The sequence below is a fragment of the Streptomyces sp. NPDC002889 genome, assembly GCF_042888425.1.
GTDB lineage: Bacteria > Actinomycetota > Actinomycetes > Streptomycetales > Streptomycetaceae > Streptomyces.
The window spans coordinates 1-11,689 of sequence record NZ_JBIAPT010000016.1; the positions used below are offsets into that span (position 1 = coordinate 1).

Sequence of the window (11,689 nt, forward strand, 5' to 3'; positions counted from 1 at the left end):
GCTGGTCACCGTCCGGGGTGGGGGGAGGGCCGGCGTGGGCCGGGGTGCGGGGGCGGCTGCGGGTGGTCGGGGTGCGGGGCGGGCTCGGAGGCAGAGCTGTTGCCCGAAATGCACCTTAATGTCCCGTGTATGGAACAGGTCGTGTACGCGGATTCCGGTGAGACCGGAATCCGTGTACAAGAACTCAGGGAGGGGGTCATTATGCCTCTTTTGCCCCACGAAATTGCCGGGCGACGCTCCCACACACCCACTTCCCCCACCACCGAACAGTGACCGGCGGGCCTGAACCCCCACCCACAGACCAGCGTCACCCACCGAGCCGGCCCGGGCCACCCCACTCAACTCCCGTGCACCACCCACCGGACAGTGACCAGCGGTCCTGAACCCAGCCCGGAACATGCCTGCGGTCGCTGAGCTCGCCCGTCACCGCCCCATTCAACTGCCGCGCAACCCACCCACGGCCCGCAGCCGCCCGAAACGAACGGCCCCGGACGGACCCCCTGCGCCGCACCTTTCCCCCGGCCGCCCTCCCAAGAGCATTTCCCGGCGGTGAAGGGGCGGGGGTCAAGGGTGAAGCGAAGCGAAATCGCCAACGGCGACGCGAGGGAGGAACGACCGAGCGCCCTTGACGCCCGACCCGAAGCCGCCACCATCAAGACCAGGAGGGCGGCCCCACACCACACCCACCAACCCGGCCAAACCCGAGACCGGCCCCACACCACACCCCCGGACCCGGCCAAACCCGAGACCGGCCCACACCACACCCACCACACCCACGGACCCGGCCAAACCCGAGACCCATGGACCGATCGGCCCCGGCCCACTTCCCGACCCGGCCACCCCCGGACCTGCCCCACCCCACACCCCCGGACCCGGCCACCGTCGGGATCGTTCCCGCGTCGCCCCCGCCGACCGGGCCCACGCCGGGACCGGCCACCCCACACCCTCGGACCTGGCCACCGCCGAGAACCGGCCCCACGCCCACCATGCCGACCCGGCCACCTGGAGCGCTCAGCGCCCAACCCCGACCTGTCGGGCCGCGTTTCCCGCAAACTGCGTCATGCCCCCGGGTATGGACGTCCGGGTCGGCGGGGAGCGCTGCGGACGTGGGAACGACGTGATGCCGGGTGCGCCCCCGGCTTCGGGGGCGCACCCGGCACAGCACGCACCATGGGTCAGTGGCCGGAGCCGTAGTAGTAGCCGCCGAGCTGGTCGCGGTAGGCGGGGTCGCCGAGATGCTTGTCCTTGTCGAACTCCGGCGACGCCTTGATCTCGTCCTTGGTCCGCGACACAAAGATCTCGCGCTCCTCGTGGTCGATGCTGGTGATCGTGCCGGCCGGAAGCATGACCTCCTTGCCGAAGATCCACACGCCCGTGTCGACGACGATGTACTGCGAGCCGACCTCGTTGGAGTGCTTGTCGACCTTGCCGATGTGACCGTCCGTGGCTTCCACCTTGTAGCCCGTCAGGTCGTCGTCCGGAGTGTGACCGCTGGTCGGAAGGTAACCCCACATGTACTCGCTCACAGAATTCTCCTCGGTGGTTGTTCGCATTCGGACGCGGATTCTCTTTGCTTTCCCACGTGTTGGGCCATGTGCCCGTGGCCGGGACTTTCACGCCTGCCGTTCCGCGAAAGGTTCTCGCATTGCCGGATGCACTTCCCGGCAGCAGCGAACCGGGTACCCGAACCATCGCCGCGTACACCGGACATGCCACCGTTGACGAAAATGCGAGGCGCCCCGGTGCTTTTTGCACCGGGGCGCCTCGCGGCGGGTCGAGTGGCCTCCACCAGCGGCCTCGCTTGACCCGTGGCCTGCGGGGCGAACCACGAAGCCGAGCAGCCACACCACAAGCAGATTGGCTGTGGTCCACCCACAGCGTGTATCAGACTCCACAGCCCGCATGCGCGCATCAGCGCATGCCCGGATGCGTGCTCTTCACGCCCAAGTGCAGGTCAGTTTTCTGATTCCCCTTGCGGATATCAGGTCGGCCCCGTCCGTGCAGACGAGTGAGACCGAAGGAAGTGTCCTCCATGCTCGTTGTCATACGACAAAGAAACATCGCAAGGAACATCGCGTCGCAGAGCATCAGTTGATCGTCCGGCAGCAAGAGGGCCGAGGCGGGCGACGAGGCGCTCCGGTCCGGAAAAGGAGCGTTGCGAAGCAGCCCCAGGGAAGGGCCGCGCCCCCGGGTCATGCAGAGGGCCGAGGACTCCCCGGCGTCCTCGGCCCTCTCTCGGCAGCAAGCCTCGGCTAACTGCCCGTCTTGAAGGTCTCCGCGGCCTTCGCCGCGGCCGCCGGCCGGACCACCTTCAGTCCGCCGGGGACCTTGCTGTCCGGCTTCATGATCAGGCTCTGCCGTGTGGAGGGCGCGTCCGGGTCCGAGAAGTCGTGCGTGATCCCGAAGCCGAGGTCGTACGCCTTGAGGGTCAGCAGCGCCTTGTCGATGCCCGCCCTGGTCAGGTCCTTGTCCGCGCAGGCCTTCTTCAGCACCTCACCGTAGATCTTCGCCGCGGTGTATCCCGCGACCACGCCGTTGTCCAGACCGTCCTTGGGGTAGGCAGCCTTGTACTCCTTGGCGAGCGTGGCCGGGCCCTTGTCGGGAGCGCCGATGGGGAGCGTGGAGGAAGCGACGTAGAAGTCCTTCGTCAGCGCCGGACCGGCCGGGGTGGCCAGCAGCTGCGGCGCGAACGCGGCGGTGTTGCCGACCACGGGGACCTTGAAGCCACCGGCCGCCGCGACGCCGACCAGGGAGGCCGACTGGCGCGGCCCCGCACTGAGGAGAATGGCCTTGACACCGGCCTTCTTCAAGGCCGCGACCTGCGCGGACATGTCGTTGTCGGTCGGCTTGATCTTCTGCTCGACGATCTTCAGTCCGGCCTGCTTGGCCGCGTACTTGGAGCCGGCCAGGGCGTTCTCCCCGTAGTCGCCCTCGAAGAAGACATGGCCGATCTTGTCGCCCTTGGCGATGCGCTTCTCGGCGAGCAGGAAGTCGACGGCGTTGATGGTCTCGATGTCGTACGTGGCGCCCACGACGCGGATGTACGGGCTGCCGAGCAGGTGTGCGGACCAGGCCTGCGGCACTACCAGTGCCTTGTCCTGACCGTCGATGCGCTGCTTCATGGCCGCGACGAACGGCGAACCGATGAACTGGCTGAAGCCGAGCACCTTCGGCGCGAGCTCGGTGTATGCGGCGACGGCCTTCTGCGGGTCGTAGCCGTGGTCGCGGACGGTCAGTTCGATCTTCCGGTCGCAGATGCCGCCCGCGGCGTTGGTCTGCTTCGCCCACAACTGCTGGGCCTGGGTGACGCTCTTACCGAGGGAGGCGTAGACGCCGGTCATATCGGTGAGGACGCCAAGGGTGATCGTCTTGTCGGTGACACCGACGTCGGTCTTGACTCCCCCGGCGCCCTTCTGGCCGCCGTCGTCGGTGGTTGCCTTCCCGCTGCATCCGGCGACGGTGAGCGCCAGCACGGCCAGGGCCGCGGCACAGGTTCTTGACTTCATGACTTCTCCCGAGGGGAAGGAGTGAGGCGGGTGAGCCCGCCGGGCAGGAACAGCACGACCGCGACAACCGCCGCGCCGTACAGATAGCGGGACGCCTCGGCCGGTGAGACGCCGCCCGTGCCAGGGGCGGAGACCAGCGGAAGAGCGTCGCTGTAGTAGGTGAGGATCTGGGGCAGGAGGGAGACGAAGACCGCACCGACGACCGCGCCGACGACCGTGCCGAGGCCGCCGATGACGATCATGGCGAGGAATTCGAGGGACAGGAGCATGCCGAAGTACTCGGGGACCGTTCGCTGGAAGATCAGGGCGAGCAGGACGCCCGCGAGACCCGCGTACATCGAGGACAGGACGAACACCGCGGCGCGGTAGCGGGCGACAGGCACACCCATCACCCCGGCGGCGATGCGGTGGTCACGCAGGGCGTTCATCGCGCGGCCCGGTCGGCCACGCAGCACGCCCCGGGCGAAGAGCCCGCCGGCGAGGAGCGCGAGCAGCGCCACGTACCAGAGCTTCTCCATCGACTGGAACGGCACGGCCGCGACGACCACCGCGGTGTCGTCGAAGTCGAAGCCGAACAGGGACAGCGGCGGAACGGAGCGGCCGTTGAAACCGCCTGTCAGATCACGGGCGTTGAACAGCACATGCTGGCCGATGAAGATCAACGCCAGGGTGGCGATGCCGAGATACGCGCCGCGCAACCGTCCCGCGATGGGACTGAACAGGCCGCCCGCGGCACCGGCAAGCAGTACGGCGAGTACGGCGGCGAGCCAGGTGGGCAGCCCCAGGCCGACGAGCTGGTGGCCGTTCTCGACGTCGTCCCCACCCGCCAGGATGCAGTAGCTGTACGCGCCCACGGCGAGGAAGAAGGCGTGCCCCATGGACAGCTGACCCGTGGCACCGGTGAGGAGGTTGATGCCGATGGCTCCGATCGCGGCGGCCATGGCGAACAGACCGGCCTGGAGCCAGAAGCGGTCGAGATAGAAGGGGAGGGCAACCAGCAGGAGAGCGAGGGCGGGCCAGACGTAGCTGCCGGGGCGCCTCAGGTCGAGGCGGCGGACCGTACGGCCGGGCGCGGGGTCGGGGTGCGGGGGACGCGGGCGGCCGGCCTTGAGGCGACCGCGCAGTCCCGGGCTCAGAGTGTCAGACACGGACGAGCTCCTTCGTGCCGAAGAGTCCGGCAGGCCGCGCCAGCAGCACGGCCAGCATCACCAGATACGGCGCGAGATCGCCGATTCCCCCGCCCAGGAAGGACAGTTCGCTCTGGTATCCGGTCGCGAACGATTCGGTGACACCGACGATCAGGCCTCCGGCGAGGGCGCCGGTCGTCGAGTCCAGCCCGCCGAGGATCGCGGCGGGGAACGCCTTGAGTGCGGCGAGCGACGTGGCGCGTTCGAGTCCGGGTGTCGGGAAAACGGTGAGGAACAGTGCGGCGACGGCGGCGAGCGAGCCTGCGACTGCCCAGGCGGCGAGCGACACCCGCCCCAGCCGTACCCCCATCAGTGCCGCGGTCTCGGGCTTCTCGGCGGCGGCGCGCATCGCCACGCCCCACGAGGTGTACCGGAAAGCGAGCAGGAAGGCGGTGATGAGCAGGGCAGCGGCCACGAAGGCGGCGATGCGGGTCTGCGCGATGGTGATCGCGCCGATGTTCACGACGCGGTCGCCCCACGGGTCACCGAGCGCGAGCACATCGGTGCCGATACGGCGGGTGAGTTCGGTGGTCAGCAGGATGTCCACGCCGATGGTGACGATGGCGAGGACGCTGTGGTCCGCTCCGCGGTAGCGGCGCATGACGAGGTACTCAACGGCCGAGCCGACCACCGCGGCTCCGGCGATGCCGACGGCCAGAGCGGGCCAGAAGCCCAGATCGTCGTGGAGGACGGCGGTGACATAGCCACCGGCGAGGAGAAGGGATGCGTGAGCGAAGTTGACGACCTCGGTGGCCTTGAAGATGACCACGAAGCCGAGGGCGATCAGGGCGTAGACGGAACCGATGGAGAGGCCGCCGAGGAAGAGTTCGATGAACGTCGTCATGATGTGCCCTCCGTTCCGAGGTACGCCTGGACAACGGCCGGGTCGCTCTGCACCTGGGCAGGTGTGCCGTGTGCGATGCGGCGTCCGAAGTCGAGTACGGTCACGGCGTCTGCGAGCCGCATCACCACCCCCATGTCATGTTCGACGAGCACAATGGATATCCCGAGGCTGTCCCGCACACCGGCGACGACGGCTGCGCTCTGCTGCCGTTCGTCGGCGGTCATGCCGGCGATGGGCTCGTCGAGCAGCAGGACCCGCGGTTCCATGCACAGGGCACGGGCGAGCTCGACGAGTTTCTGCTTGCCGTACGGAAGGGCTCCGGCGGGCCGGTGCAGATCGTCCGCGAGGCCGACGAACTCGGCGATCTCGCCGACGCGTTCACGGTGCAGCCGCGCCTCACGGGCGGCCGAGGGCAGCCGCAGCCCCGTGGCGACGAACCCTGCGCGCGTGAGCCGGTGGCGACCGAGCAGCAGGCTGTCGGCGACGGTGGCGTGGGGCGGGAGCGCGATGTTCTGGAAGGTGCGGGCGACACCGAGGCCGGCGATGCGGTGCGGTGCCAGCCCGGTGATGTCCCGCTCCCCGAGCCGGACGCTGCCGGACGTCGCGCGGTACACACCGGAGAGCACGTTGAAGCACGTGGACTTGCCGGCTCCGTTGGGCCCGATGATGGCGTGCACGCTGCCGGGCTCGACGGTGAAGGACACCGCGTCGAGGGCGGTGAGGCCGGCGAACTTGACGGTGACGGAGTCGACGACCAGCGCGGGGGCGGCCGTTCCGTCGCCCGATGCGGCGGTGGCTTGCGCGGGGGCCGTCCGGTCGCGCGACGCGGTGCGCGCCACCGCCTCGGGCGCGGTGCGGCCCACCGGCACAGGGGCATCCCCGTCGTTCAGCGTTCCGCGGGCTGCGTCCGTGGAGGAAGCCGGATCACCGGGGTCCTCTCCGGCAGCCTCCGCCGAGTCGACCTCGTCCTTCCTTCCGGCGGCTTCGGAGGAGGCGTCCTCGGCTGCGCTGCGCGCAACCCCGTCGGCGTTGTCGTCCGGCGCCGTCGCGGCCGTCCGGTCCTCCTGCGAGGTGCGGGCCGCGTCCATGGCGGCGGCCGGGTCGTCGGCGTCCTTTCGGACGGCCTCCGCGGAACCCGACCGGGCCTCCACGGCACTCTGCGAAACCGCAGAAGGGCCGGTGCCGGCGTCCGGCGCGGTAACGGCCGCGTCCGTCGCGGCCGTCCTGTCTTCCTGTGTCACGCGGACCACCTCCTCAGGGCGGGTGCGGCCGCCTCGGCGCGGGCGGCGTCCTGTGCGGCCGCCTCGTCCACCACGCCCAGGTAGCGCCTGCGTACCTCGTCGGATGCGGCCAGCTCGTCCGCCGGGCCCTCGAGGGCGACCTCGCCGACGTCCAGGACGTAGGCGGTCGAGGCGAGCCGCAGCGCGATCGCCGCGTTCTGCTCGACCAGGAGGACCGAAGTCCCGGCGGCGTTGATCTCCTGGACGGTCTCCGCGATGCGGGCCGCCATCAGGGGGGCGAGGCCGAGCGAGGGCTCGTCCAGCAGGAGCAGACGGGGCCGGGCCATCAGCGCCCGCCCCATGGCGAGCATCTGCTGCTCGCCGCCGGACAGCAGTCCGGCCTTCTGCCCGGCACGGTCGGCAAGTACAGGAAACAGCTCGTGGATGCGGGCGAGCGTCGCGGCGGCCTCCCGCCGGCCCCCGCGCACCCCGAGTGCGCCCGCCCGCAGATTGTCGGCCACGGTCATCCGCGCGAAAACCTGCCGGCCCTCGGGAACCTGCACGATGCCCTGGGCGACGACCCGGGCGGGACTGAGCCCGTCGAGCGGTCGCCCCTCGAACCGGATGCTTCCGGCAGTGGCATGCCCACGCTGAAAGGGGAGGGTGCGGGAGATGGCGCGCAGCAGGGTCGACTTGCCCGCCCCGTTGCCTCCCAGCACGGTGACGATCGCCCCGTCCGGCACATCGACGGAGACCTCCCGCAACGCCCGCACGGGCCCATACCCCACGGTCAGCGCGCGCACCTCGAGCGCGGCGGCCATACGAACCCCCTTCTCCGGCTCGCCCGGTCGGCGCGCCTTGTGAGGGCCAACATGAGCACCGCGGACGGTCCCGGTCCATGCCCCAACGCTGAATCGCTGCGCCTGACCAGCGACGTAGGCGATGCGGTGTGCACGGGCACAAGGGCCTGGTCAGGGGCCTGCTCGCCAGGTACGGCGCCATGGCGGCGCGCACGGCCGGCGGCGGGGGCGAGGAAGCGTCGGCCCCGGACGGGGGGCAGGCCGGCCCCTGGAAAGCATGCGGCCGCAGGCCCTCGGAACCACGCCGCAGTCCGGGCGCAACCCTGAGGACGGAGCTTCGGGCACCTGGCACGCGGGCCACCCACCTCCGCAGAGGCCCGGGGCCCACGATCCCCGGGCACGGCTGGAGGCCGACCACGGAGGCGGCAGCCCCGCTCGTCCTCGGGGCCCGGATCATCCCGCTCGTCGGCGAGTGCCAGGGGCGGCAACCCGCGGGCTCGGCGTCCGGGACGCAGCCCCCGCATGCCCTGCAGGCGGGCGCCTGCAGGGCATGCGATCAGCAGGCCGTCCACCGATGCCGGGCACGAGGCATAGGCCCACCCACCTGGGCGATCGACTCCGCGGGACGCTCCAGCGGCGGGCCCGTCTGCGCCCTGCAGACAGCCCCTCTCGTCGGCGGCAACCCCGGGCTCGGAGTCCGGGCGGGGGCGCACCCCAGGGCCCCGGTCAAGGGCCCCGCTCAGCAGGCCGTCGGCCGAAACCGCGCAGGGGACATCGGCGCACCCGCTGCCCGTCCCGGTCGGTTCAGGTCAGGAAGTCCTGGGCGATCGACTCCGCGAGACGTTCCAGCAGCGGGCCCGCCTGCGCCATGCACGTGGCCGGGTCCGGTTCCAGGGAGGTCAGCGCGTAGGCACGGCGGATGCCCGCGCGGCCGACGGCCTCCGGGGGGAGCGCGAGGCGGCCGCAGACCGCCACCGTCTCCTTGCCCGCGGCGCGGGCCGCCGCCGCGACTCCCGCCGGGGCCTTGCCGTGCAGGGTCTGCTCGTCCAGCGAGCCCTCGCCGGTGATCACCAGCGTCGCCCGCTCCAGCGCCCGTGCGAAGCCGAGTACGTCGAGCATGACCTCGATGCCGGGGCGGAAGCTCGCCCCGAGGGCGACCAGCGCCCCGTAGCCGATACCGCCCGCCGCGCCCGCACCGGGCGCGGCGGCCTGGTCGGGGCCGAGCACGGACGCGTAGTGCGCGAGCGCCGCGTCCAGGGTCGCGACGTCCTGCGGTGTGGCGCCCTTCTGCGGGCCGTACACGGCGGACGCTCCCTTCGGACCTGTCAGCGGGTTGTCGACGTCACTGGCCAGTACCAGGCGAACGTCCTTGAAGCGGGCATCCAGGCCGGACAGGTCGGCCGACGCCAGGTCCACCAGCGCGCCTCCGCCTGGGCCGACCGGTACCCCGTCCGCGTCCAGGAGGCGCGCCCCGAGCGCGGCCAGCATCCCTGCGCCGCCGTCCGTCGTCGCGCTGCCGCCGACGCCGAAGACGATCGTGCGGGCGCCCGCGTCGAGCGCGGCACGCAGCAGCTCGCCGGAGCCGTACGTCGTCGCTGTGAGCGGCGCGAAGACACCCGCCGGGAGGTGCTGGAGGCCCGAGGCCTCCGCCATCTCCACCACAGCCGTGTCGTCCCGGAAGGCGTACGCCGCGGTCACGGGCGTGCCGAGCGGCCCGGTCACCCGCACCTGACGCTGTTCGAACCCGGCCGCCACCGCCGCCGCGACGGTGCCGTCGCCGCCGTCCGCGACGGGCAGTCTCTCGACCTCCAGATCGGGCACCACCCGCCGCAGGCCGGCCGTCACTCGCTCGGCGACCTGCACGGCCGTGAGCGAGCCCTTGAATTTGTCAGCCGCGACGAGCACTCGCGCGGGCTGTGAAACTGCTCCGTCCGTCACTTGCCATCCCTTGCTTTCGAACAGGCAGTCGCGCCGCTTCGACCCTATCCGCGCCGTCGGACGCCAGGCCATCGCACCATCGGCCAACGATGGGCAGCGGGACTGGGCAGGACCTCCATACCGGCCACGAAACAGCCGGGCAAGGCGCCCCCGATGTCTTACGCTGCGTGCCGTGACCACGTCTGACTACGCCGCCTACATCGCCTCCCTCCCCCGTATCCTCGCCGGCGCCGCCGCGCTGTTCCGCGATACCGAGGGGCGGGTGCTGCTGGTCGAGCCCAACTACCGCAAGGGCTGGGCGCTGCCCGGCGGCACCGTCGAGTCGGACCTGGGCGAGACACCGCGTCAGGCGGCCCGCCGGGAGACCCTCGAGGAGATCGGTCTGGATCTCGAGCTGGGTGCCCTGCTGGCGGTCGACTGGGTGACGGGCGACGCCCGGCCGCCCATCGCCGCATATGTCTACGACGGCGGCGTGCTGACGACGGCTCAGTTCACGTCGATCGCTCTGCAGGAGGAGGAGCTGCTGTCCTGGCAGCTCGTGGCACGCGAGGACATCCCCGAGTATCTGATGGGTTCACTCGGCCACCGGGTCCTGGCGGCGCTCGACGCACTGGCCGACGGTGTCGGCGCGGTCGAGCTGGAGAACGGCCTCCCGCCGGCCTGACGCGTTCCCGGGCCCCACCGGGATTGCGCGCTTCCGGCCTCCCCCGGCCCGACGCGCTCCCGCCGCTTCCCCGGCCTCCCCCGGCCCGACGCGCTCCCGCCGCCTCCCCGGCTTCCGCCGACCTGGTCCGCCCCATCGCCGATCCTCACGTTTCGCCTGGCCGACGCCTCGCCGCTCCCTGTCTTTCGTCTTGCTGATGCCTGCCTGATCTATGCACCACGGCTGCCCATTTGACCGGGTATGCCGGTAACCGATGTGCCATACACGGGCGTTCATATCGCGTTGTCCAGCCGGCCCTAACGCGTGCACGACCGCTGGGCACCATCCGGAGTCCCAGGACACCGGAGGGATCATGCTCATGCACCTTCGCGGCTGGCTGACGACCATCGTCTCGCTGGCCGTTGTGACGCTTGCCGGCACCGCCCCCGCGGCGGCCCCCAGCGAGAGAACCGCGCGCGTGCAGCTGCCTGTCACTGTCAACGGCGGAACCTGGAATTCCGGCCACCTCCAGGGCATGGCGCTGGACCGCCGCAAGGGCTTCATGTACTTCTCGTTCACCAACATGCTCGTCAAGACGGACCTGCGCGGAAAGCCGGTCGGATCGGTCCGTGGCATCAGCGGTCATCTGGGCGATCTCGACTTCAACGCGCAGGACGGGCGGGTCTACGGATCGCTGGAGTACAGCAAGGCCTCGGCGTTCTACGTCGCGATCTTCGACGGTGACCGCATCACGCGGATGAACATGGATGCGCAGACCAGCGGTGTGCTGACCACGGTCCATCTCGGGGAAGTCGTACGCGACTTCACCGCCGATATGAACGGGGACGGCGTCTTCGACGGCGACATCGCGAAGACCCCGGACCACCGCTACGGAAACGCCGGCATCGACGGTGTCTCGTTCGGCCCGGCGTTCGGCACCAGGTTCGGCCGGCAGAAACTGACCGTGGCCTACGGCGTCTACGCCAACACCACCCGCAAGGACAACGACCATCAGATCCTGCTGCAGTACGACGTGCGCGACTGGAAGCAGTACGAGCGCCCCCTGAAGGAATCCCGCCCGCATCACAGCGGTCCCGCCGCGCACGAAGGGAAGTTCTTCGTGTACACCGGCAACACCACGTACGGGGTGCAGAACCTGGAGTACGACACGTACAGCGGCCGCTGGCTGATGGCCGTGTACAAGGGCACCAAGCCCGCCTTCCCCAACTACGCGCTCTTCGCGGTCGACGGCGGCAAGCAGCCGGCGTGGGCACCGATCCGGGGTCAGCAGAGGCCGGAGACGGGGCGCGTGCTGACGCTGCTGCCCAAGGGGCTGCAGCATGTGCCGTCGGGTGTGCGCGGCTGGCAGGGACCGGGCCAGTTCGGCCTGGTGTCCCTGGACGACGGCCGCTACTACATCGGCCGGTCGGCCAAGGTCCAGGACGGCGGCGTCGTCAAGCAGACGGGCAAGGCGGTGCAGTACCGCTGGACGGGCCGGACGCCGACGCCGTTCACCAAGGTCCCTGCGGCGGCGGCCCCCTGACGTCCGGT

Annotated in this window: 9 protein-coding genes; 2 read left to right on the forward strand and 7 right to left on the reverse strand. The window is 70.7% G+C overall.

All coding sequences use genetic code 11. From position 1 onward, the window contains the following. Positions 1-1,175 precede the first annotated feature (1,175 nt). The 7 genes from ACFYWI_RS23705 to ACFYWI_RS23735 all read right to left on the reverse strand — a co-directional run bounded on the left by ACFYWI_RS23705 (position 1,176) and on the right by ACFYWI_RS23735 (position 9,495). Entirely contained in the window at positions 1,176-1,526 is a 351-nt protein-coding gene (locus ACFYWI_RS23705) for a PRC-barrel domain containing protein (RefSeq protein WP_389236051.1), read from the reverse strand. A gap of 726 nt (positions 1,527-2,252) precedes the next feature. Continuing rightward, complete coding sequence (locus tag ACFYWI_RS23710) at positions 2,253-3,506, reverse strand: ABC transporter substrate-binding protein (RefSeq protein WP_389236053.1); 1,254 nt, start codon at positions 3,504-3,506, stop codon at positions 2,253-2,255. After that, positions 3,503-4,549, reverse strand: coding sequence for a branched-chain amino acid ABC transporter permease (locus ACFYWI_RS23715; RefSeq protein ID WP_389236381.1), 1,047 nt, complete (start codon positions 4,547-4,549; stop codon positions 3,503-3,505). The genes ACFYWI_RS23710 and ACFYWI_RS23715 overlap by 4 nt, the downstream gene beginning before the upstream one ends. 97 nt (positions 4,550-4,646) lie before the next feature. Continuing rightward, positions 4,647-5,537, reverse strand: coding sequence for a branched-chain amino acid ABC transporter permease (locus ACFYWI_RS23720; RefSeq protein WP_389236055.1), 891 nt, complete (start codon positions 5,535-5,537; stop codon positions 4,647-4,649). Next, positions 5,534-6,295: an ABC transporter ATP-binding protein gene (locus ACFYWI_RS23725; RefSeq protein ID WP_389236383.1), complete on the reverse strand. Its 762-nt coding sequence runs from the start codon at positions 6,293-6,295 to the stop codon at positions 5,534-5,536. The genes ACFYWI_RS23720 and ACFYWI_RS23725 overlap by 4 nt, the downstream gene beginning before the upstream one ends. Before the next feature lie 479 nt (positions 6,296-6,774). Continuing rightward, complete coding sequence (locus ACFYWI_RS23730; RefSeq protein WP_389236057.1) at positions 6,775-7,578, reverse strand: ABC transporter ATP-binding protein; 804 nt, start codon at positions 7,576-7,578, stop codon at positions 6,775-6,777. 783 nt (positions 7,579-8,361) lie between these two features. Beyond that, a complete protein-coding gene (locus ACFYWI_RS23735) occupies positions 8,362-9,495 on the reverse strand; it encodes a glycerate kinase (RefSeq protein ID WP_389236059.1) in 1,134 nt (377 codons plus the stop codon). 172 nt (positions 9,496-9,667) lie between these two features. Between ACFYWI_RS23735 and ACFYWI_RS23740 the strand changes: the two genes are divergently transcribed. Both ACFYWI_RS23740 and ACFYWI_RS23745 read left to right on the forward strand, forming a co-directional pair. Beyond that, the gene (locus ACFYWI_RS23740; RefSeq protein ID WP_389236061.1) at positions 9,668-10,159 is read left to right on the forward strand and encodes an NUDIX domain-containing protein; all 492 of its coding nucleotides are present in this window, start codon (positions 9,668-9,670) and stop codon (positions 10,157-10,159) included. 352 nt (positions 10,160-10,511) lie between these two features. Further along, positions 10,512-11,681: a hypothetical protein gene (locus ACFYWI_RS23745; protein WP_389236063.1), complete on the forward strand. Its 1,170-nt coding sequence runs from the start codon at positions 10,512-10,514 to the stop codon at positions 11,679-11,681. Positions 11,682-11,689 lie beyond the last annotated feature (8 nt).